The organism is Rhizobacter sp. Root1221, assembly GCF_001425785.1.
GTDB lineage: Bacteria > Pseudomonadota > Gammaproteobacteria > Burkholderiales > Burkholderiaceae_C > Rhizobacter.
The window spans coordinates 15234-37361 of sequence record NZ_LMDI01000005.1; the positions used below are offsets into that span (position 1 = coordinate 15234).

The following is a 22128-nucleotide window of genomic DNA, read 5'->3' on the forward strand; positions in this document are numbered from 1 at the left end:
CATGGGCTTCTTTCTCGAAACTGTCTTCGGCGGCCTGATGACCGGCATGCTCTATGCGCTGGTGGCCCTCGGCTTCGTGCTGATCTTCAAAGCGTCGGGGGTGTTCAACTTCGCGCAGGGGGCGATGGTGCTGTTCGCCGCGCTCGCGATGGCCCGGTTCTCCGAATGGTTCCCGCAGTGGCTGGGCTTCGACAGCGCCGTGCTCGCAAACATCCTCGCGTTCCTCGCCGCCTGCGTGTGCATGTTCGCGGTGGCCTGGGCCGTGGAGCGGTTCGCGCTGAGGCACCTGGTGAACCAGGAGGGCATCACGCTGCTGATGGTGACACTGGGCATCACCTACATCCTCGATGGCGGCGGCCAGCTGCTGTTCGGCAGCGCCACCTACAAGATCGACATCGGCATGCCGAAGGACCCGCTCGTGGTGCTGGGCGACACCTTCGAGGGCGGCCTGCTGCTGAGCACGGAGGACCTGTACTCCGCACTGGCCGCCGCGGTGCTGGTGGCCATGCTGACGCTGTTCTTCCAGAAGACGCGCACCGGCCGCGCGCTGCGTGCCGTGGCGGACGACCACCAGGCCGCGCAGTCCATCGGCATCCCGCTCGGCCGCATCTGGGTGATCGTGTGGACCATCGGCGGGCTCGTCGCGCTGGTGGCCGGCATCATCTGGGGCAGCAAGCTCGGCGTGCAGTTCTCGATCTCGATGGTGGCGCTGAAGGCCTTCCCGGTGGTGATCCTCGGCGGGCTCACGTCGGTGCCCGGGGCGGTGGCCGGCGGGCTGATCATCGGCATGGGCGAGAAGCTCTCGGAGATCTACCTCGGCCCGGCGCTCGGCGGGGGCATCGAGAACTGGTTCGCGTACGTGCTGGCGCTCGTGGTGCTGCTGGTGCGGCCACAGGGCCTGTTCGGCGACCGCATCATCGACCGGGTCTGAGGAGCACGCCATGTTCTACCGAGAAAACGGCCAGTTCAAGGCGAGCTACCGGGCCGACCTGGCGCTGTTCCCCGTGGCCCAGGACCGCTGGTTCATGCTGGGCCTGCTGGGCATCAGCCTGGTGGCGATGCCGTGGCTGGCGTCGGACTACCTGTTCCGGGCCGTGCTGATCCCGTTCCTGATCCTGTCGCTGGCCGCCATCGGCCTGAACATCCTGGTGGGCTACTGCGGGCAGATCTCGCTCGGCACCGGCGCGTTCATGGCGGTGGGTGCCTACGCGGCGTACAACCTGCAGGTGCGCATCGAGGGCATGCCGCTGCTGCTGGCGCTGCTGGGGGGCGGTGCGGCGGCCACCGCGGTGGGCGTGCTGTTCGGCCTGCCGAGCCTGCGCATCCGCGGGCTCTACCTTGCGGTGGCCACGCTCGCGGCCCAGTTTTTCATCGACTGGTTCACCAACCGGGTCAAGTGGGTCACGAACGACTCGTCGTCCGGGTCGGTCAGCGTGCAGACCCTGCAGGCCTTCGGCGTGCACTTCGACACCCCCGCGCAGAAGTACGTGCTGTGCCTGGTGCTGGTGATGGTGTTCGCGCTGCTGGCGAAGAACCTCGTGCGCGGTGCGGTGGGACGCGAGTGGATGGCGATGCGCGACATGGACGTGGCCGCCGCCGTCATCGGCATCCGCCCGGTGTACGCGAAGCTCACGGCGTTTGCGGTGAGCAGCTTCATCGTGGGCGTGGCCGGCGCGTTGTGGGGCTTCGTGCACCTGGGCGCCTGGGAGCCCGCGGCGTTCGGCATCGACAAGTCGTTCCAGCTGTTGTTCATGATCATCATCGGCGGCCTGGGGTCGATCTCCGGCGCCTTCTTCGGCGCGGCCTTCATCGTGCTGCTGCCGCTGCTGCTGAACCACGTGCCGCACTGGCTGGGCGTGCCCATCTCCACCGGCACCGCGTCCCACCTCGAACACCTGATCTTCGGCGCGCTGATCGTCTTTTTCCTCATCGTCGAACCGCACGGGCTTGCCCGGCTGTGGTCCACGGTGCGGCAGAAATTGCGCGTCTGGCCGTTCCCCTATTGATCCCGCAGAACAACCCGAGGAGCCGAACCATGCCATCGTTGATCCGCCCCATCCTGTTCGCCGCCGCACTCGCGGGCCTGGCCCCGCTGCCGTCACTCGCCCAGGAGCAGTTCGTGCCGCTGCTGGTGTACCGCACCGGGCAGTTCGCGCCGCTGGGCATCCCGTGGGGTGACGGCAAGCAGGACTACCTGAAACTTGTGAACGCCCGTGACGGCGGTGTCAACGGCGTCAAACTCGCGTTCGAGGAATGCGAGACGGCGTACGACGCGGCCAAGGGCGTCGAGTGCTACGAGCGGCTCAAGATGAAGGGCAGCGGCGCATCGGCCTTCGACACGCAGTCCACCGGCATCACGTTCGCGGTCACCGAAAAGGCCACGGCCGACAAGATCCCGGTGATCACCCCGGGCTACGGGCTGTCGCAATCGGCCGACGGCTCGGTCTTCGAGTGGAACTTCCCGCTGCTGGGCACCTACTGGACCGCCGCCGACGTGATGCTGCAGGACATCGCGAAGAAGGAGGGCGGCTCGCTCAAGGGCAAGAAGATCGCGCTCGTGTACCACGACTCGCCGTACGGCAAGGAACCCCTCCCGCTGCTGCAAAAGCGTGCCGAGGCCGAGGGCTTCCAGCTGATCCCGTTGCCGGTGACGCCGCCGGGGGTGGAGCAGAAGTCCACCTGGCTCCAGATCCGCCAGCAACGGCCCGACTACGTGCTGTTCTGGTCGGCCGGCGTGATGACACCCGCAGGCATCCGCGAGGCCCAGGCCACGGGCTTCCCGCGCGAGAAGATCTACGCCATCTGGTGGGCCGGCTCCGACCACGACGTGAAGGACCTGGGCTCGAGCGCCAAGGGCTACAACGCGATCACGCTGCACAACAGCGCGGCCACGGACAAGGTGCACGCCGACTTGAAGAAGCTGGTGTACGACAAGGGGCAGGGGTCGGGCGCGCCCACCGACATCGGCACGCTCGCGCACACCCGCGGCATGATGATCTCGATGCTCATCGTCGAGGGCATCCGCACCGCGCAGGACAAGTTCGGCAAGGGCAAGGTGATGACCCCCGAGCAGGTGCGCTGGGGCCTGGAGAACCTCAACCTCACGGCCGACCGGCTGAAGGTGCTGGGCTTCGGCGAGATCATGCGCCCGGTGCAGACCAGCTGCAGCAACCACATGGGCAACGGCTGGGCGCGCGTGGCCCAGTGGGACGGGGCCAAGTGGCAGGTCAAGTCCGACTGGTACCAGCCGGCGAAGCAGCCCATCGACGACCTGGTCAAGGAATTCGCGGCCAAGTACGCGAAGGACAAGAACATCAAGCCGCGCAGCTGCAGCTGAACCACGATGGAAACCGTCTCCACATCACCGGCCCCGCCGCTGCTGGACGTCAACGGCATCGAGGTCATCTACCAGCACGTGATCCTCGTGTTGAAGGGGGTGTCGCTGTCGGTGCCCGAGGGCAAGGTGGTTGCCTTGCTCGGGGGCAATGGCGCGGGCAAGACCACCACGCTGCGGGCCATCTCCAACCTGCTGGCGGGCCAGCGGGGGGAAGTCACGAAGGGGCGCATCGAGCTGCGCGGCGAGCGGGTGGAGCAACTCACCCCTGGCGACCTGGTGCAGCGCGGCGTGGTGCAGGTCATGGAAGGCCGGCACTGCTTCGCGCACCTGACCATCGAGGAGAACCTGCTGGCTGGCGCGTACGCGCGCCGCGACGGCCGGGCCGCGGTGGCCGAGACGCTCGAGAAGGTGTACGCCTATTTCCCGCGGCTCAAGACCCGGCGCACGTCGCAGGCGGCCTACACGTCGGGCGGTGAGCAGCAGATGTGCGCCATCGGCCGCGCGCTCATGGCCAGCCCGCGCATGGTGCTGCTCGACGAGCCGTCGATGGGGCTTGCGCCGCAGATCGTCGAGGAGGTGTTCGGCATCGTGCAGGACCTGAACCGGCGCGAGGGCGTGACGTTCCTGCTGGCCGAGCAGAACACGCAGATCGCGCTGCGTTTTGCCGACCATGGCTACATCCTGGAGAGCGGCCGCGTGGTGCTCGACGGCGCCGCCAGTGCGCTGCGCGAGAACGAGGACGTCAAGGAGTTCTACCTCGGGATGGGTGGGGGCGCTGGCGAACGCAGCAGCTTCCGCGACGTGAAGAGCTACCGGCGGCGCAAGCGCTGGCTGACGTGAAGGCGCGTGATGACCGACCAACCTTACGACTCCCTCGAAACCCGTGACCCGGCCGGCCGCGAGGCCGCGTTGTTCGCCGCGTTGCCCGGCGCCGTGGCGTGGGCCCGGCAGGCCTCGCCCGCCTTTGCCGAGATCCTGCAGGGGCTCGACCCCGCTGCCGTGGACACCCGCGCCGCGCTCGCGCAGTTGCCGGTGACCCGCAAGAGCGACCTGTTGGCGCGGCAACGTGCCCAGGTGGCGGCCGACCCGTTCGGCGGGTTTTCCGCCGTCGGATGGGCGAACGTGCCGCGCGTGCGCCGGGCCCGGCGGGTGTTCCAGTCCCCCGGTCCCATCTACGAACCGGAGGGCGATACGCCGGACGGCTGGCGCTCGGCGCGGGCGCTGTACGCGGCGGGCTTTCGTGCCGGCGACCTCGTGCACAACGCCTTCAGCTACCACCTGACGCCCGCCGGCAGCCTCATGGAAAGCGGCGCGTTTGCGATCGGGTGTGCGGTGTTTCCAGGGGGCGTGGGCCAGACCGAGCTGCAACTGCAGGCGATGGCCGAGCTGAAGGCCGACGCGTACGTGGGCACGCCGAGTTTCCTGCGCATCCTGGTGGAAAAGGCGGCCGCGCAGGGGCTGGCGCTGCCGTTCATGAAGAAGGCGCTGGTGTCGGGCGAGGCCTTCCCCGCGGCCCTGCGCGACTGGCTGCGCGACCGGGGCATCACGGCGTACCAGTGTTATGCCACGGCCGACCTGGGCCTCATCGCCTATGAGACCGTGGCACGCGAGGGGCTGGTGCTCGACGAGGGGGTGATCGTCGAGATCGTCCGCCCCGGCACGGGCGACCCCGTGCCCGACGGCGAGGTGGGCGAGGTGGTGGTCACCACGCTGAACGAAGACCACCCGCTGGTGCGGTTCGGCACCGGCGACCTGTCGGCGGTGTTGCCCGGGCACTGCCCCACGGGCCGCACCAATGCGCGGCTTCGCGGGTGGCTGGGCCGGGCCGACCAGACCGCGAAAGTGCGTGGCATGTTCGTGCACCCGGGCCAGGTGGCCGAGGTGGTTCGCCGGTACCCCGCCGTGCGCCGGGCGCGCCTCGTGATCGATGGCGAGATGGCCCGCGACAGCATGACGCTGCAGGTGGAGGTGGACGGCACCCCGGAGACCCTGGCCGACCGCCTCGGTGACAGCCTGCGGGACGTGACACGGCTGCGCGGCGAGGTGGAACTGTGCGGCGTGGGGACGCTGCCGAACGACGGCCAGGTGATCGTGGACCGCCGCGCGGTCGGTTGATCGATCGGGTTGGCCGCCTTGCATGTATTTCGCGTACGAAGTATATACTTCGTGAGCGAAATACATGCTGGGAGCCCGACATGCCTTCTTCCCCTGCCCGATCGCTGGTGCAATTCACGTGTGACGACGGCCACGTGCTGCACGGCACCCTGTGGACACCAGCCGAGGCGCCCGCCGCCGTGGTGCTGATCCACCCGGCCACGGCCGTGCCCGAGAGCTTGTACGCACCGTTTGCCGAGTACCTCGCCAGCCGGGGCCTGGCGGCCGTGACGTACGACTACCGTGGCATCGGCCGGTCGGCCCCCGCCACGCTCCGCGGGTTCAGCGCGCGGATGCGCGACTGGGCAGACCTGGACGTCGAGACCGTCACCACCTGGGCCCGTGAGCGGTTTGCCGGCGTGCCGCTGCTGGCCGTGGGCCACAGCTTCGGCGGCCATGCGATCGGCCTGGGGGAGGGCAGCCGGCACCTGAAGGCCGCCGTGTTCATCGCGTCGCACGCCGGGTACCTGGGGGTCATCCGGGGGCGCCTGGAACGCTGGCGGGCCACGTTCCTGCTTCGCGCGCTCGGGCCGTTGTTGTGCCACACGCTGGGGTACATGCCGGGCCGCGCCCTCGGGCTCGGCGAGAACCTTCCCGCCGGTGTGTTCCTGGAGTGGGGCCAGTGGGCATCCCTGCCGCGGTACTTCTTCGATGACGCGAGTCTGCTGGCGGAAGCCCGGTTCGCCCGGCGGCGGCTGCCGGTGCTGGCGGTGGGCTTCGACGACGACCCGTGGGCCACGCCGCCCGGCATCGACCTGCTGGTGGGGAAGCTGGTGAACTGCGACGTGCAGCGGCGCCAGATCAACCCCGCCGCGGCCGGTGCGCCGGTGGGTCACATGGGGTTCTTCCGCCGGCGCCACCGCGAAGCCCTGTGGCCGGGGATCGCGGACTGGCTGCTGGCCACCGGTGGCGTCCCGCAGCCCGAGGTCCGGTCCCGGCCGGAGGCACGACCCGCATGACAGGTCCAGAGAAGAGGCTGATTTTCCTGCTCAACCTGGGGCAGCGCGCGGTCGAGCGCTGGATCGAGGGCCAGGCGGACGACACCCTGGCGCTGTCGGCCCCGCAGGCGGGCACGCTGTTTTTCCTGTCGCGCAACGATGGGGCGCTGATCGGCGAGGTGGCCCAGGCGCTGCACATCGGCGCGTCGGCGATGTCGGGGCTGGCCAACCGGCTGGCGATCGCGGGCTTGGTGGAGCGCCGCCGGGACGAGGTGGACGGCAGGGCCATCCGCCTGCACCTGACCAGCGACGGCCGCGAGGCCGGCCAGCGCGCGAAGACCGTGCTGGCCACGTTGAACAATCGCCTGAGCGACGGCTTCACGCCCGCCGAGATGGATGTGGTGGGCCGCTGGCTCGGCGCGTTGCAGGACAAGTTCCGCGCGCCCGGAGAACCGCTCGAACGCTGACGACCCGCCGAGAGTGCAGGCCGCCCCGCGGCGTCAGCCGCGCGCCGCCCGTTCGGGCGTGTCGAATTCCTCCGACTGCGTCACCACGTTCCGGATCTCCGCCATCAGCGCCAGCGCGCCCGGTGACGGCAGTGCGCCGAGCCGCTGGGACAGTCCGATCTGCCGCCGGGTGGGTTCGAGCGGGAAGTCGAGCACCACCAGGCTGCCGTCGCGGATCTCGTAGCGCAGCTGGTGGGCGGAGATGGCGGTCAGCATGTCGCTCTCGCGCAGCAGGCCGCGCAGCACGGCCAGGTCGCCCGTCTCCACCGCGGGAATGGGCGGCGGCTGGCGGGCGTCCGAGAAGAACGTCTCGAACAGCTCCCGCGACGGTGACCCATGGCGCGACAGCACCCAGCGGGCGCGGCGCAGCGTGTCGAAGTCGAGCGGGCGCGCGCGGGCCAGCGGGTGCCCGGCGCGCGCGATGATCGAGAGCCGGTCCTCGAACAGCGACTGCTGTTCCAGTTCCTTCGTGCCCTCGGGCCCGCGCAACGCCCCGAGGATGAAATCCACGTCGCCGCTGCGCAGCGACGCGGCCAGGGCTTCGTAGGGGCTCTCCACCGTGCCCACGTGCAACTGCGGGTGGCGCGCCAGCAGCGAGGCGATGGCCATGGGCAGGATGTGCGTGCGGCCGAGCGGCAGGGCGCCCACGTGGATGCTGCCCTGCAGCGTGCCCTCGCTCGCGGCCAGGTCGGGGGCGATGTGCCGCAGCTCCGCCAGCACCCGCTTGAAATGGAACGCGAGGATCTCGCCGGCCGGCGTAGGCACGAGGCCCCGGGCCGTGCGTTCGAAGAGGGTGATGGCCAGGCGGGTTTCCAGGTCCTTCACGGCTGCGCTGATGGCCGGCTGCGTGATGTCGAACTCGCGGGCCACCGACGCCATGCTGCGCTGCTCCGCCAGGCTCGCGATCACGGCCAGGCGGCGCCCGTTCATGATGGATGCAAACAGGGTGTGCACGTCTGCCGACGACCGCACGCCACTCCGGGCCATGAGCTGTTGGCGCGCTTCGTCGAACGCCTGCTCGATGCGCCGCGCGCGGGTGAGCACGATGTCGCCATGACGGTTCGGCACCATGCCGCGGGCGCGGCGCTCGAACAACGGGACCCCCAGCACGGCCTCCAGTTCGGTGATGGACCGGGCCACGGCCGACGGCACCCGGAACAGGCCTTCGGCCGCCTGCGCGATGCTGCCCGCCTGGGCCACGGCACACAGCACGTGGAGGTGGCGAAGGTTCGTGCCAAGTGCCCCCGATGGCGGGTGATCGATCAATTTCTCTTGCTTCGCCATGGCCGCATGGTCCGGCGTGCCCCGGCCGGAGGGGCTTGGGGAATACCCTCGGATATCAGAAAGTTAGAACGCTCGGCAAACCGTATTCGCCGCAAGGAGGGCCTGCCGGAACGACACTTTCTCCACGACGAAACCTGCGGGCCCCACACCATGATCATCGACTGCCACGGCCACTACACCACCGCCCCGAAGGCGCTGGAGCGCTGGAGAGCGCTTCAGATCGAGGGGCTGTCCGATCCCGCCCGAACCCCCGCTGCCGCATCGCTGAAGATCAGTGACGATGAGTTGCGCGAGTCCATCGAGTTGAACCAGCTCGCGAAGATGAACGAGCGCGGCATCGACCTCACCGTCTTCTCGCCGCGGGCGAGCTTCATGGCCCACCACATCGGCGGCTTCGAGACCAGCGCGGCCTGGTCGGCGATCTGCAACGAGCTGATCGCCCGCGTCGTGGGCCTGTTCCCTGACCGCTTCATCGGCGCGGCCATGCTGCCGCAGTCACCGGGTGTGGACCCGGCGACCTGCCTGCCCGAGCTCGACCGCTGCATCAACGAACACGGGTTCGTCGCCGTCAACCTGAGCCCGGACCCCTCGGGCGGCCACTGGACGTCGCCGCCGCTGTCGGACCGCCACTGGTACCCGGTGTACGAGCGTCTGGTGGCGCACGACATCCCGGCCATGATCCACGTGAGCACGAGTTGCAACGCGTGTTTCCACACCACCGGTTCGCACTACCTGAACGCCGATACCACGGCGTTCATGCAGTGCCTCACGTCCGACCTGTTCACGGATTTCCCGACGCTGCGTTTCGTGATTCCCCATGGTGGTGGCGCCGTGCCGTACCACTGGGGGCGTTTCCGCGGCCTGGCGCAGGAGATGAAAAAACCGCTGCTGACGGAACACCTGCTGAAGAACATCTTCTTCGACACCTGCGTGTACCACCAGCCGGGCATCAACCTGCTCACTGGCGTGATGCCGGTGGACAACGTGCTGTTCGCGTCCGAGATGATCGGTGCGGTGCGTGGCATCGACCCCGAGACCGGCTTCGCGTTCGACGACACGCGCCGCTACATCGACGCTGCCCCCGGCCTCACGGCGGCCGACCGGTCGCAGATCTTCGAAGGCAACGCCCGGCGGGTCTACCCCCGCCTCGACGCCGCGCTGCGCGCGCGCGCTTCCGCAACCTCCACCGCAGGACGCTGACCATGAACCCGCTCGGCATCGTCAAGCGCCACATCACGCGCCCGCCCCGCGACGCGGTGGCGCAGCTTTCCCGTTTCGGCGTCGCCACCCTCCACGAGGCCATGGGCCGCGTGGGCCTGGCCAAGCCGGTGCTGCGGCCCATGTACGACGGTGCCGCGCTGTGCGGCCCGGCCATCACGGTGCTGCTGCAGCCCGGTGACAACTGGATGTTCCACGTGGCCGCCGAGCTGATCCAGCCCGGTGACGTGGTCATCGCCGCCTGCACCACCGACAACATCGACGGCTTCTTCGGCGACCTGCTGGCCACGTCGTTCCGGGCCCGTGGCTGCGCAGGGCTCGTGATCGACGGCGGCGTGCGCGATGTGAAGACGCTGCGGCAGATGGACTTCCCCGTGTTCGCCCGCGCGGCCCATGCCAAGGGCACCGTGAAGGCCACGGTGGGTTCGGTGAACGTGCCCATCGTCTGCGCCGGCGCGCTGGTGAACCCGGGCGACGTGGTGGTGGCCGACGACGACGGCGTGGTGATCGTGCCCGCCGCAGATGCGGCCGAGGTGGCTGCCGCGGCCGCCGCGCGCGAAGCCAATGAAGAAAGCAAGCGCCTGCGGCTGGCCGCCGGTGAACTCGGGCTCGACATCTACAAGATGCGCGAGCGCCTGGCCGAGGCCGGCCTGCGTTACGTCGATTGAGTCCCCGAACCCGAGGAGCCTGGACATGGCAAGCATCATCGGCGCGGTGGCGTGTTCGCACACGCCCACCATCGGATTCGCCCACGACAAGAACAAGCAGGACGACCCCGTGTGGGCGCCCATCTTCGAGGCGTTCGCCCCCATCAAGGGCTGGCTCCACGACAAGCAGCCCGACGCCGCGATCGTGATCTTCAACGATCACGTCACGTCGTTCTTCTTCGACCACTACTCGCCGTTCACGCTTGGCATCGGCTCGCAGTTCACGGTGGCCGACGAAGGTGGCGGGCCGCGCGAGCTGCCTGCCATCGCGGGGCACCCGGCCCTGGCCGCCCACATCGGTGAGTCGCTGGTGGCCGACGAGTTCGACATGTCCTTCTTCCAGGACAAGGGCCTCGACCACGGGTGCTTCTCGCCGCTGTCCGTGCTGTGCGACCACGACCCCGCGTGGCCGTTCCCGATCATCCCGCTGCAAGTGGGCGTGCTGCAGGCCCCGGGCCCGAGCGCTCGCCGGTGCTACAAGCTGGGCCAGGCGCTGCGCCGGGCCATCGAGAGTTTCCCGGAAGACCTGCGCGTGGTCATCATCGCCACGGGCGGGCTGTCGCACCAGGTGCACGGGGAGCGGGCCGGGTTCAACAACCCCGAATGGGACGCGAAGTTCCTCGACCTGCTCGAGAAGGACCCGGTGCGCCTCACCGGGATGACCCTCGCCGAGCTGGCCACCATCGGTGGTTTCGAGAGCGCCGAGGTGGTGATGTGGCTCATCATGCGCGGCGCGCTGTCGGCCCAGGTCACGACGCTGCACCAGTCGTACTACCTGCCGTCCATGACGGGCATCGCCACGCTGGTGTTCGAGAACCAAGCCACGCCGCCCACGGCCGCCGAAGTGCAACGGCACCGCGACCACGTGGCGCGCGAGATGCGTGGCATCGAGCAGCTCGAAGGCACGTACCCGTTCGACCTGGCACGCAGCGTCAAGGGCTACCGCATCAACAAGTTCCTGCACGGCCTGGTCCACCCGGAACACCGGGAGCGCTTCGCGGCCGACGAAGCCGGGTGCATGCTCGCCGCCGGGCTGACCGGCGTGGAGCGCGACCTGATCGCCCGCCGCGACTGGCGCGCGATGATGCACTACGGCGTCATCTTCTTCCTGCTGGAAAAGCTCGCGGCCGTCGTCGGTGTGTCGAACCTGCACGTGTACGCCGCGATGCGCGGGCAGACGCTGGCCGACTTCCAGAAGACCCGCAACGCACCGGGCGCGCTGTACTCGGTGTCCGGCGGCGGGGGCCAGGCCCCCGCGTGGGACGCCAAGGCAGACAAGCAATGACCCGCGAGATCCACGTCATCTCGTCGATGGCCACCCGTGCGCTGCTGGCCGAACTGGCCGAGGCCTGGCATGCGCGTGGCGGGGCGCACGTGCGTGTCGAGTCCGTGGGTGGCGTGGACGCCGCCCGGCGGGTGGCGGCAGGCGAACTGTTCGACGTGGTGGTGCTGGCGTCGGACGCCATCGGCCGGCTGGCCGAGGGCGGCCACCTGGTGGCCGGCAGTTGCACCGGCGTCGTGCAATGCGAGGTGGCCATCGCCGTACCCCAGGGCGCGCGGCGGCCCGCGCTGGGCGACGAGGAGGCGTTGCGCACCGCCGTGCTGGACGCCGGGCGCATCGCGTTTTCCACCGGCCCGAGCGGCACGGCGCTGCAGCAGCTGTTTACCCGCTGGGGTGTCCTCGACACCTTGCGCCACCGGCTCGTGCAGGCGCCGCCCGGCGTGCCGGTGGCGCGCCTGCTCGCCCAGGGGGACGCTGACCTGGGTTTCCAGCAATTGAGCGAGTTCGTCGGCATGCCCAGCATCGAGGTGATTGGAACGATGCCGCCCGGACTCGAGATCATCACCACGTTCAGTGCCGCACGGTGCCGGGGTGGCAGCCATGCCGATGACGTGTTGGCCTGGCTGGACTTCCTGCGTTCCTCCGCCACCGACGACGCGAAGCGCCGTCACGGCATGACCCCGGTGCACCCCTGATTCGATGCGGCGCCGAACGCAACGCCCGTTACCCTGAAGGAGACTTCCATGACGTCCATCACCCGCCGAGCCCTTGGCGTGGGCCTGCTTGTTGCCGGCCTGGCCCCGGCCCTGGCCGTTGCCGCAGATGACTGGCCCACCAAGCCGGTTCGCATCATCACGCCGTTCCCCGCAGGCGCCGGCCCCGAGGCCGTGTTGCGTGTGCTCGCCGAGAAGCTGCAGAAGAAGTGGGGCCAGCCGGTGATCGTGGAGAACCGGCCCGGTGGCAACGGGTTCATCGCCATCGACGCCTTCAAGCGTGGTGCCACGGACGGGTACGACCTGATCCAGCTGGACAACGTGCACCTGGTGGCGTACCCGTACCTCTTCAAGAAACTGCCGTACGACCCGGTCAAGGACTTCGAGCCCATCACACCGCTGTTCCGCACGTACTTCTTCGTGGGTGTGCCGTCCACCAGCAAGTTCCGCACGGTGGGCGACATCGTCGCCGAGGCCAAGTCGCATCCGGGTGTCCTGAACTATGGCAGCTGGTCGGTTGGCAACCCGGTGCACCTGGGCAGCGCGTTGCTGGAGAGCATGACCAACACGCAGATGCAGCACGTGATCTACAAGGAGACGTCGATGCTGTACACCGGCGTGGCCACCGGCGAACTCGACTTCGCGCTGGGTTCGCTGGCCACGGCCGGCCCGATGCAACGCATGGGCCGCATCAAGTTCATCGCGGTGACCGGGCAGAAGCGCCACCCGGCGTTCCCGGACGTCCCGACGGTGTCCGAGTCGGGTGGTCCCGCCGGCTACGAGGTGACCGGCTGGACCACGGTGGCGGCACCGAAGGGCCTGCCCAGGAACGTGGCCGACAAGATCCAGCGCGACATCGAGGCCGCGCTGGCCGAGCCGGACATCAAGGAGCGCTATGCCACGTTCGGCTACGAGACCTTCCCGGTCACCCGCGCCCAGTTCACGTCGTTCATCGCGGCCGAAAGCACCAAGTACGCCGACGTGATCAAGCGCGCCAAGGCCTCGCTCGACTGAGAGGGTGACCGCATGGCGATCACTTCACCCCTGAAGCACATCGGCCTGGCCGGGTACGGCGAGGTCGGCCGCATTCTCGCGGAAGACCTCACGCGCCACGGCGTGGTGGTGCGGGCCATCGACCTGAAGTTCGGCCAGGACAGCGCGGGCGACCCGCTGCGCCGGCATGCCGCCGAACATGGGGTGCAGGTGGTCGCCTCGCACCGCGGGGTGGCCGAGGTGTCGGACCTCGTCATCAGCGCGGTGACCGCCAGCCAGACCCTGGCGGTCGCCGAGGCCTGTGCCCCGGGTTGCGGGGCCGGCACCTGGTTCCTGGACCTCAACTCGGCGTCGCCCGGCGCGAAGGCGCGTGCCGCACAGGGCGTGAACGCCGCGGGCGGGCGCTACGTCGAGGGCGCGGTGATGACCAGCGTGCCGCCGTACCGCATCCGCGTGCCGTTGCTGCTCGGCGGCCCGGATGCCGCGGGGTTGGTGGAACAGATCAACGCGTTCGGTTTCCAGGCCCGCGTGGCCAGCGACCGGCTGGGCGTGGCCTCGGCCACCAAGATGTGCCGCAGCGTCATCATCAAGGGCATGGAGGCCATGATGATCGAGAGCCTCACCACCGCGCGCCACCATGGCGTGGAGGACGCGGTGCTCGCCTCGCTGGCCGAGACCTTCCCTGGCGTGGACTGGGAGCAGCAGGCGGCCTACTTCTTCCAGCGCGTGATCGAACACGGCCGCCGCCGCAGCGAAGAAGTGCGCGAGGTGGCTCAGACCGTGCGTGAAGCGGGCCTCACGCCGTGGAGCGCCGACGGCACGGCCGACCGCCAGGCGTGGATGGCCGACCTGGCCGACGGCGGGCTCTTCGGCCCGCGCGACAGCCAAGGCTTCGCCCGCAGCCCCGACTGGCGCAGCGAAGCCGATCGCTTGCTGGCACACGCGCGCGCCGCCCCCAACCCCTGACCCTGCTGGAGTTTCGATGACCGACAACGACCGCACGCGCCTGCGGCGCACGATGCTGCTCGGCGCCCTGGCCACGGCCGCCTGGCCTGGCGCCCGCGCGCAATCCGCGAAACCGCTGCGGCTCGTCGTGCCGTTCCCGCCCGGTGGGTCCACCGACATCCTGGCGCGGGCCATTGGCGCGCGGCTCGGCACCGCACTCGTGCAAACCGTGGTGATCGAGAACAAGCCCGGTGCCGGCGGCTCGCTGGGCGCGTCCGAGGTGGCGCGTGCGGAGGCCGATGGCAACACCTTGCTGATGGGCCACGTCGGCACGCTGGCGGTCAACCCGGCGCTGTACCCGAAGCTGCCGTACGACGCCGTCAAGAGCTTCGCGCCGGTGGCCTGGGTGGCCCGCGTGCCGAACGTGCTGGTTGTCAACGCCAGCTCACCCATCAAGACCCTCGCCGACCTGGTGGCCCGCGCCCGCGCGCAGCCGGGCCGCATGACCTATTCGTCGGGCGGCAACGGCAGCGCCGCGCACATCAGCTTCGAGTACCTGAAGCTGAAGGCGAACTTCTTCATGCTGCACATCCCGTACCGCGGCACGGCACCGTCCGTCACCGACCTGATCGGCGGCCAGGTGGACGCCACCTTCACCGGTGCACCGGCCGTGCTGCCGCACGTGCGCAGCGGGCGCCTGCGCGCGCTGGCGGTGTCGAGCCCGCAGCGGCTGGCAGTCTTGCCCGACGTGCCCACGGTGGCCGAGAGCGGGTATCCCGGCTTCGACGCCGACCAGTGGTACGGCGTGGTGGCGCCTGCGGGCACCCCTCTCGCGGTGGTCACGAACCTCAATGCAGAGATCAACAAGGCGCTTCAGAACGCGGCCGTGGCCAAGCAGCTGGATGGGGAAGGGGCGATTCCGACCCCGGGCACGCCGCAGGCCTTTGCGGACTTGATCGCGCGGGAGATTCCGCGGTGGGCGCAGGTGGTGAAGGCGGGGAATGTGAAGCCGGATTGAGGGGCAGGCCTGGCGTTTGAATTCCAGGTTCAGTGGCAGAATCCGTTTGCGGAGAACCCCATGAACATTTGCCGACCCCTGTTGCTGCTGCTGCCCCTCTCGCTGGCGGGGTGCCTGGGTTCCGTCGACATCGGCGGCACGCTGTCCGGCCTGCCCAGCGGCGCGTCCGTGACGCTGCAGAACAATGGGGGCGACAACCTCACGTTGACGGCCGACGGCTCGTTCCTGTTCGCCGACCCCGTCGGCGACGGCGAAAGCTACAACGTCACCGTCTTGACCCAACCTGCGGGCGCCACCTGTGCGGTGTCGGGCGGCACGGGCACCGTGGCCCAGGATTCCTCGGCCAACATCACCTCGGTGGTGGTGACCTGCACGGCCACGTCGTCCGTCTCCGGCACGGTGCTGGGCCTGGCGGCTGGCGTGAACCTGACGCTGACCACGGGCACCGCCGACCTGGTGGTGGCCGCCAACGGCGCCTGGGCATTTCCGGGCACCCTGGCCTCGGGCACTGCGTACAGCGTGACCGTCAAGGCTCAGCCGCCGGGACAGACCTGCACCGTGGCCAACGGCAGCGGCACGTTCACGACGGGCACCGCCACGGCCGTGGCCGTGACTTGCGTGCCCTGAGCGGCCTGGGCCGGCGTTGGCCGGCTCCTGGCCGTTCGATCGGACGAACCCGCCGTCAGCCGCCCCGCTTGCGCGCCACCCAGCCGTAGACCACCAGCACCAGGATCGCCCCGATCACCGAGGCGATGAGGCCGGCCCCTTCGCCGTCACCGTACCAGCCCAGCGCACGGCCGAGGAAACTGGCGACCACGGCGCCGACGATGCCGAGCACGGCGGTCAGCACGAACCCCATGGGGTTTGGCCCCGGCATCAAGGCTCGGGCGATCAGGCCCGCGACAAATCCGATCACGATCGTCCAGATGAAGCCCATGACTGTTCCTGCGTGGAGTTGATGGCGGACTGTAGCGCAAGGGTGCACGAGGCCGCGACGTGTCAGTTCCGTGACTCTTGTTGCTTCCACCAGCGGGGGAAGACTTGCGTGGGATTGTCCAACGGGGCCGCACGGGCAGGCTTTCAATCGTCGTCACGCAGCACATCTGCGCTTGATCTGCGGGAGCGGCATCGGATTCTCGGAGACGACTTCGCATGAGTCGCGGATCGGCTCGCCCAGCTCCCTAGAGTTGGAGCAGCCCCAGTGGTGGTCGGCTGTGTGCAGTGGCAGGAAGACTATGTCTGTTTCTTCAATCCGGAAGTTCATCTCTTCCAAGATCTCCCAGGAGTCTTCGACAGCGCAGCCGAAGACGACGGGGCGAGAGTCCAAGCCGGGGCAGTCCCACTTTCTGGGTGTCTTTGCGGGGCTGAGATCGCGGGGAGGGGGCAGGGTTCATCCCGAACCCATGCCCCCGCAGCCACGAATCAGTCTGCAGTCTCTTTCGCGTCGTGACGCTACCCCGCTTGCGCACGCGCCGTCGGCGTTGTCCCGGCGTGACGTGCAGCCGGGGCCGACACGCAGGCCGCCAGAGCCTCCGCTGCGGCAGCATTCGGTGTACTTCGGGAAGATGCACAAGGCGCCGCCGACCGCCGCACCAACCCCGGCACCAGCACCTGCACGCAAGCCCCCACAGCCTCCGTTGCGTCAGGACGCGCCTGCGGGCGGGTACCGTACGAATGGCGCCCAGGCAGCCGCGCCGGCCAGGCCGCCCCAGCGCGCCGAACGTGCGGAAACTCGCCCGAATCCTCGGCCCGCGCCGGCGCCTGCGCCGTCCAAGGCCGACAGTTTGCGTGGCGTGCTGCAAGACTTGGCGAAGAGGATGAAAGTCCTGGACAGGACGAACGATGAACTGCAGACGGCCCCGGAGGGGGAGACACCGGAGGCAGAGGCGAAGATCGAGAGGGACCTGGCGGCTGTGACCCGGGAGCGCAAGAAACTGATCACCATCCGCAAGAACGTGCTGGTCCAGCTCGACTTCATCGAGAAGCCCGCGGCCAACGAAATGGTGCGGACGCTCACGGAACTGACCAAAGTCAACGGTCCGCAGCAGACTGACAGTCCGCTCGCGGGCGTGCAAAACGCTGTGATCCGCGGCAACAAAAAAGCCCTGCGCGACCAGGCCCACCTCCAGGGCAAGCGCGATGAGTTGATTTCTACGCAAGGGCAAGTGCGCCAGGCGCTGAAGAGCGGCGCATTCAACGGCCTGCCTCCGGATGAACTCGAGCAGATGCGCGAGCTGGCCACTCTGAACATCGACAGCAAGCTCGAACAGGTGAGCCAGCTCAAGGAGATGGTCCGTCAGACCGATCAGAAGTTGAAGGCCATGGGCGCCGGGGGCGGCAGCGTTTAGACCACCCCCGAGGAGCGGGCGCGCGCCGAGGAAGAGAGAAGGCGTGCCGACCAGGAACGATGGGACAACGGCTACCGCATATGACGCGCCGGGCGGCCGTGGGTCCGCGGGGTTGAGAGGCAGCCAGGGATCACCCGGCGCAAGCGGCGCATGCAAGTCTGGGGCCGCAGGAAAGAGCCATCGGCGCCGCACCCGTGCTTCGGGCCGGCACACACCCGTTCGGCCACGCCAGCGAAGCGATGCAGCGCGCGAGCCACAGTGCAGGCCGCGGAGCCCGAACAGGGCCCGAATTCATGCACAGGGAGAATATGACTTGCTGAACATCCGCACCTCGCCGCCCACTTCAAAGCCGGCATCGCCCCAGGAAACGCCCAACCGCGCCGCGGATCCCGGCAGTGGCTCCCGCGCGAGCCACGCGGATTCGCTGGCCCATGTGCTGCCGGCGCGGCGGGCCACGTCGCCCGTGACAACACGCGCCGGGGATCCCTCGCCGGCGCAAACGCGGCCGGCACGGCAGCCCTTGCCGCCCACGACCACCCAGCCACCCACATTCACGTCCGCGGGCCAGCATCTCGGCATCGCGCACCGCCTGCAGGAGATGAAAGGCTATCTCGCGGAACTGCGGTTGATGCATGCCGCCGGGCGAGAACTGCCGCGCTCGCGTGACACGCAGTTCCTCGATCTGCTGGTGGTGATGGAGAACGCCCGCAACGCCTCGCTGCGGCTCAGCGCGCAGGCCATCGACCATGAGGCGCTGGACAAGGGCGACGCAGCGGCCATGAAGGCGGTGGCCGGACTGGCGCGCGCGGCGATAGAAGGCATGGGGCAGGGCTCCTGGCATGCCGTGCTGAGCGTCGACGGCCACGAGGTGGCGGTGGCGGCCGAGCACGACGAAAAACATCCGGCGCGGCTCTCGCTGATCGTGGTGGACAGCGCCTCGTCGCTCCTGTCCTCCGGTCAATGGCGGCAGATCGCGCGGCTGGTGGGGCAGCACATGAACCGCGCCTTGGCCGACGAAGGAAAGCCCACCGACGCCCAGGTATGGGTGAGTTGCCTGAGCACCTCGACCGAGGTGACCGCGACCTGCGGAGGCAGCACCATCTTCTCGCTGGCCGCTGCGCGCGAAATGCCGCACGACCCGGACATTCAGAAGCTGCACAAAGATGTCCTGGGGCAGGCTGCCGAGGATTCCGTATCCGCGACGGCTCGCTTGACGGCCGACAACCACCTGCTCGGCGCCCGCTTCTTCAAGCACATGACTCACCCGGGCGCCCTGCAGGACCTGCTGAAGCGCCGTCCCGAACTGGAAGATGCACCGGTCAACAAGAAGGGGACGACGCTGCGTCAGCATCAGGCCGAGCATGTGGTCTCGCACCGGCCGCCGTTCGGTGTCTCCTACGCCTACAGCGATTCGTTCGAGCGAAAGCGCCTGCGGATGTACGAGCGCGCCATCGCGCACCTCGAGCCTGTGGTCATGGCCGAGCAGTTGCAAGGCATGGAAGCGTACGTGCATGAACTGGGCCGCGCGGCCAAGGGCGAGGCCCCACAACCCACCCCGCGCGACGCCGAGTTCATGGGCCTGTTGATCGACGTGGAGAACACGCTTGATCCGCAACTGCGCCTGTCGGCCCATCGTGTCGACCCGGTGCAGCTTGCCGCGCTGGACCCTGCCGCCATCAACGACCTGTGGCAATCGGTCGCCACGGGCGTGCGCAGCGGCGCCGACTGGCATGCCACGCTCGATCTCGGCGGGCACCACGCCGCGCTGTCGGCTCGACACGACCCCGACAACCACGCCCATGTCTCGCTGGTCGTCGTCGATGGCACCGGCTCGCCCTTGTTGCGCGAGGGGGGCGGTGAGGGCCTGACCAAGTTGCTCGGTGATCGCCTGCAGGCCATGCTGCGCGGCACCGGCCATGCCGGGCAAGGCAAGGTCCGCCTGACCCATTTCGATGTTTCAGCCCGGCAGCCTGACATCGACAACGCCCTCTTCGCGGTGCTGTCCGCGAAGAATCTCAAGGACTTCCGGGACATCGGCGAAGCGCATGCTGAAGCGTTGAAGGCGGCCAGCAGCAGCGACGAGCCCACCGCCGTGGACAGGCGCGATGGGGCTCACCTGATCGATCCGGACTACGGCGTCTCCGATCAGGACGAGCCGATCGAACCCGAAGACCTGAAGGCAGAACTCGACCAGGAGCAGATCGAGATGTACCAGCGTGCCATCAGCCACTTCGAACACTCACCGCGACTGGATCCCGTCGGCGTCGCGCCGGTGCGGCGCTGAAGTCCCTGGGCGGCGGCGCAACGCATCACAGGGGAGACAGCACCCAAGGGCTCTTTTTATCGGTCATGAGATCTTCAGCAATACCGATAATTCCGCCCAGTGTCATGTTCTGCCCCCCCCAACTGGCCCGGCCAATGATGTAGCTCTTTGCAAACTGTGGCCAAGACGAAAAATTCGAACGCAGTTCTTTATCTACATGCGCAAGAATGCGGCCGAATTCATCTTGCTCAATGTACTTGCAGTCCAGTGACATCCTTGCAACAGTGACCAAGCGGCCGAGATCCCAGGCAAGTATTCCAGCGCTGTAATCCTTGGGGAGATACGAGCCATTGACCTTGTCTTCGAGAACGCGAAAAACGGATCGCAGATTCCCCAATATCTCCATGGCCTGCTCCAAAGCCGAGAAGACGAGATCTTTTTCCTCGCACGGCCCCTGCGCGGCAAGCTGCTTGCGCAGCGTTTCCGGGGAACCGTATCGGCCACTGGCTACCAATGCCTCGAGAACCTCTTGGCGCCCATCTCCTGAAGCACCATCGCTGTAAACCCGAAAAACAATGTCGTAGAAAAAGCGATGGCCATAGCTTCCGAGCCACGCCAGGGTTTCAGCAGCCTCCTGAGGCGAGTTGGTGTCCCAGTATGAGCCAAGCCCCTCGGTGAGAACATCGTCAGACAGTCCAGTTGTGTAACTGTCGCAGTACGCCATGATCTGCTCGGAGTTGATGAGCCCAGCTTGAAGTGCCCGCTGCGCTGCCGGATCCACTGCGGCTCCACCGGGGCAATTTCTGTATTTTTTCCCGGAAACTATCTGGAGCAATTTGTGCAGGAGAGTCGAGAAACTCATGGATCAGATCTGCTTGAAGGCCGCATTGATGGCGCGATGCTTGAGCGCATCCACAAGCGCCTCAAAGTCCGAGTCTTTCGCCATGTGAATGGCATCGAATTCATGTTTTTTAGACGCCATTGATCGTGCGCTGATTTCTATTGTTTTCTCGGCGCTCGATGTATTGGTTTCCGGAATATCCGTGATGGTGACTTTGTCGATTGCGTCATAGTTCACGGTCGTCAGTACGCCGGCGAATTTCTTGACCGTCGTGAAAGACATGCTCTTCTCATCAAGAACAATGTTCGCCCCTTGGCTATTGGCCGCGCGCTTCTCGAAAAGCGCCCCAACCGTAAGGTACGTGGCATAAGCGCCGAATAGCATGAGGACGCCGTTGGCCACACCTGGCGGCAGATGAAGCCGCAGGGTTCCTATTTTCAGATCGGGAATCGGGTAAAAAGCTGCGGCGATGATGATTGCCGGGCCAATAAGCCCGAAAATGTACTCAAGGATCGAGTACTCCATCTTGTAGTTAATGGTCTGCATGTAATTATTTCCTTGTGGATTTCTTCTGACTGGGCGGTTGGCTCAGCCGATGGTCGGTCCTGCCAAATTCATCCAACTCCGCAGGCTGTTGCAATAAAACGCGTCCCGGTACCGCTGGCCTAAACGCACCCTACTGAGCATGATCACCGTTCGTGATGGTGCCGACGGTCGATTTGATTCCGCAACGTGATGGCCAGTGGAAGGCCGTGCAATCCGTCACGGAAAGGTGCCCAGCGTGAAGTCGCGTCCGGCATCGGCTTCCAGCTGCTCTTGCGCGTTGAGTTCGCAGGCCTGCACGGATGATGTCCTGGCCCGCCTTCAGCGCAGCGCGTTGCCGCCCCACCGCCTGGGTCATGGCGGTGCGGTCGTGGGTGATGGTGGTGAGGGTCTTGAACGTGCCGTCGTCGTACACGGCCACTCGCACATCCTCGGTGAGCGAACTGTCGGCGCCCGCCTGGAAGTCGATGTTGCCGCGGACCGACTGGGCCGACAGCAACCCCCCTGGCCGCCGACGGTGGCCGCGCGTGCGATGAGGTTGTTGTCACCGGCGTGCAGCGTGACGTCGCTCTGGCCCACGATCACGGTGGCAGCCTCGCCGCTGGTCCTCGGATGTTGTTGTCGCTGGCCTGGTTCAGCGCAACTACTGTGAGCGCGGTGTCGCGCCCAGCCTGAGGCTTGCCCCGACCCGCACGCACGGCGAGGCTGGCGAGGCGGCCAATGGGGTGCGACGAGGGCAGGTCTCGAGTTTGGGCTTTAGATTCGAAACCTGACTCAAAATTCAGTCATGGCACTCTCTCATCCTAGTGGGGGCGGGATAGGTGGTAATGATTTCCCTGGCCATCGTCGTAGGATTGAACTCATATATGCCTTGGGCACTGTTCAATCCACCGATTCGTTGTAGCGGACCAAGGGCCGACCGTTGGTCGCCTTGTTGCCTTGTTGCCGTGGCGCCGAGACGAAGCTAGCCATAGCCAAGCTCAATTCCGAAGTCTCCGACGTCTTGGGTCTCCACACCGCCGCCCTCGGGACAGACAG

22 protein-coding genes are annotated in these 22128 nt (G+C 67.7%); 17 read left to right on the plus strand and 5 right to left on the minus strand.

The genetic code is table 11. The features are described from left to right. The first annotated feature begins 1 nt into the window (after window position 1). The 7 genes from ASC87_RS04750 (at window position 2) to ASC87_RS04780 (ending at window position 6896) form a co-directional block, all read left to right on the plus strand. Window positions 2-931: a branched-chain amino acid ABC transporter permease gene (locus ASC87_RS04750; protein WP_056657509.1), complete on the plus strand. Its 930-nt coding sequence runs from the start codon at window positions 2-4 to the stop codon at window positions 929-931. A gap of 10 nt (window positions 932-941) precedes the next feature. Further along, complete coding sequence (locus tag ASC87_RS04755) at window positions 942-2006, plus strand: branched-chain amino acid ABC transporter permease (RefSeq protein ID WP_056657512.1); 1065 nt, start codon at window positions 942-944, stop codon at window positions 2004-2006. Between the two features lie 29 nt (window positions 2007-2035). Beyond that, entirely contained in the window at window positions 2036-3337 is a 1302-nt protein-coding gene (locus tag ASC87_RS04760) for an ABC transporter substrate-binding protein (protein ID WP_056657515.1), read from the plus strand. Between the two features lie 6 nt (window positions 3338-3343). Further along, the gene (locus tag ASC87_RS04765; RefSeq protein ID WP_056657518.1) at window positions 3344-4177 is read left to right on the plus strand and encodes an ABC transporter ATP-binding protein; all 834 of its coding nucleotides are present in this window, start codon (window positions 3344-3346) and stop codon (window positions 4175-4177) included. A 9-nt stretch (window positions 4178-4186) separates the two neighbouring features. Beyond that, the gene (locus ASC87_RS04770; protein ID WP_056657521.1) at window positions 4187-5452 is read left to right on the plus strand and encodes a phenylacetate--CoA ligase family protein; all 1266 of its coding nucleotides are present in this window, start codon (window positions 4187-4189) and stop codon (window positions 5450-5452) included. Window positions 5453-5532: 80 nt separating this feature from the next. Beyond that, window positions 5533-6450 (plus strand): alpha/beta fold hydrolase, encoded by a 918-nt coding sequence (locus ASC87_RS04775; protein WP_082568397.1) that lies wholly within the window; start codon window positions 5533-5535, stop codon window positions 6448-6450. After that, the gene (locus tag ASC87_RS04780) at window positions 6447-6896 is read left to right on the plus strand and encodes a MarR family winged helix-turn-helix transcriptional regulator (RefSeq protein ID WP_056657525.1); all 450 of its coding nucleotides are present in this window, start codon (window positions 6447-6449) and stop codon (window positions 6894-6896) included. The genes ASC87_RS04775 and ASC87_RS04780 overlap by 4 nt, the downstream gene beginning before the upstream one ends. 33 nt (window positions 6897-6929) lie before the next feature. Here the strand turns inward: ASC87_RS04780 and ASC87_RS04785 are convergent, their stop codons facing one another. Next, window positions 6930-8219: a LysR family transcriptional regulator gene (locus tag ASC87_RS04785; protein WP_056657528.1), complete on the minus strand. Its 1290-nt coding sequence runs from the start codon at window positions 8217-8219 to the stop codon at window positions 6930-6932. A 150-nt stretch (window positions 8220-8369) separates the two neighbouring features. Between ASC87_RS04785 and ASC87_RS04790 the strand changes: the two genes are divergently transcribed. From ASC87_RS04790 to ASC87_RS04825, 8 genes are read left to right on the plus strand one after another with little or no spacing between them, the layout of a single operon-like run. Continuing rightward, entirely contained in the window at window positions 8370-9419 is a 1050-nt protein-coding gene (locus tag ASC87_RS04790) for an amidohydrolase family protein (RefSeq protein WP_056657531.1), read from the plus strand. Between the two features lie 2 nt (window positions 9420-9421). Beyond that, window positions 9422-10105, plus strand: coding sequence for a 4-carboxy-4-hydroxy-2-oxoadipate aldolase/oxaloacetate decarboxylase (gene ligK / locus ASC87_RS04795; protein WP_056657533.1), 684 nt, complete (start codon window positions 9422-9424; stop codon window positions 10103-10105). 25 nt (window positions 10106-10130) lie between these two features. Next, complete coding sequence (locus ASC87_RS04800) at window positions 10131-11429, plus strand: gallate dioxygenase (RefSeq protein ID WP_056657537.1); 1299 nt, start codon at window positions 10131-10133, stop codon at window positions 11427-11429. Further along, window positions 11426-12121 carry a substrate-binding domain-containing protein gene (locus tag ASC87_RS04805; RefSeq protein ID WP_056657540.1) on the plus strand — a complete coding sequence of 232 codons (696 nt, stop codon included), beginning with the start codon at window positions 11426-11428 and terminating at the stop codon, window positions 12119-12121. The genes ASC87_RS04800 and ASC87_RS04805 overlap by 4 nt, the downstream gene beginning before the upstream one ends. A gap of 48 nt (window positions 12122-12169) precedes the next feature. After that, window positions 12170-13153 (plus strand): tripartite tricarboxylate transporter substrate binding protein, encoded by a 984-nt coding sequence (locus ASC87_RS04810; RefSeq protein ID WP_056657542.1) that lies wholly within the window; start codon window positions 12170-12172, stop codon window positions 13151-13153. A gap of 12 nt (window positions 13154-13165) precedes the next feature. Next, window positions 13166-14098: an NAD(P)-dependent oxidoreductase gene (locus tag ASC87_RS04815; protein WP_056657545.1), complete on the plus strand. Its 933-nt coding sequence runs from the start codon at window positions 13166-13168 to the stop codon at window positions 14096-14098. Window positions 14099-14114: 16 nt separating this feature from the next. Continuing rightward, the gene (locus tag ASC87_RS04820; protein ID WP_056657548.1) at window positions 14115-15095 is read left to right on the plus strand and encodes a tripartite tricarboxylate transporter substrate binding protein; all 981 of its coding nucleotides are present in this window, start codon (window positions 14115-14117) and stop codon (window positions 15093-15095) included. A 60-nt stretch (window positions 15096-15155) separates the two neighbouring features. Beyond that, a complete protein-coding gene (locus ASC87_RS04825) occupies window positions 15156-15722 on the plus strand; it encodes a hypothetical protein (RefSeq protein ID WP_157603846.1) in 567 nt (188 codons plus the stop codon). Window positions 15723-15777: 55 nt separating this feature from the next. On the opposite strand, the gene ASC87_RS04830 is transcribed toward ASC87_RS04825, so the two are convergent. Further along, complete coding sequence (locus tag ASC87_RS04830; RefSeq protein ID WP_056657554.1) at window positions 15778-16032, minus strand: GlsB/YeaQ/YmgE family stress response membrane protein; 255 nt, start codon at window positions 16030-16032, stop codon at window positions 15778-15780. Between the two features lie 880 nt (window positions 16033-16912). On the opposite strand from ASC87_RS04830, the gene ASC87_RS04840 reads away from it, so the two are divergent. Together ASC87_RS04840 and ASC87_RS04845 are read left to right on the plus strand one after the other, a co-directional pair. Continuing rightward, entirely contained in the window at window positions 16913-17443 is a 531-nt protein-coding gene (locus ASC87_RS04840) for a hypothetical protein (protein WP_056657561.1), read from the plus strand. A gap of 313 nt (window positions 17444-17756) precedes the next feature. After that, a complete protein-coding gene (locus tag ASC87_RS04845; RefSeq protein WP_056657563.1) occupies window positions 17757-19727 on the plus strand; it encodes a YopJ family acetyltransferase in 1971 nt (656 codons plus the stop codon). A gap of 25 nt (window positions 19728-19752) precedes the next feature. Here ASC87_RS04845 and ASC87_RS04850 read toward each other — a convergent pair whose 3' ends face one another. The 3 genes from ASC87_RS04850 to ASC87_RS31605 form a co-directional block, all read right to left on the minus strand. After that, on the minus strand, window positions 19753-20568 hold the full coding sequence (locus tag ASC87_RS04850) for a DUF1266 domain-containing protein (protein WP_082568398.1): 816 nt from the start codon (window positions 20566-20568) through the stop codon (window positions 19753-19755). A 3-nt stretch (window positions 20569-20571) separates the two neighbouring features. Next, on the minus strand, window positions 20572-21093 hold the full coding sequence (locus tag ASC87_RS04855; protein ID WP_056657570.1) for a hypothetical protein: 522 nt from the start codon (window positions 21091-21093) through the stop codon (window positions 20572-20574). A 130-nt stretch (window positions 21094-21223) separates the two neighbouring features. Next, window positions 21224-21589 carry a hypothetical protein gene (locus tag ASC87_RS31605; protein ID WP_157603847.1) on the minus strand — a complete coding sequence of 122 codons (366 nt, stop codon included), beginning with the start codon at window positions 21587-21589 and terminating at the stop codon, window positions 21224-21226. Between the last annotated feature and the right edge of the window lie 539 nt (window positions 21590-22128).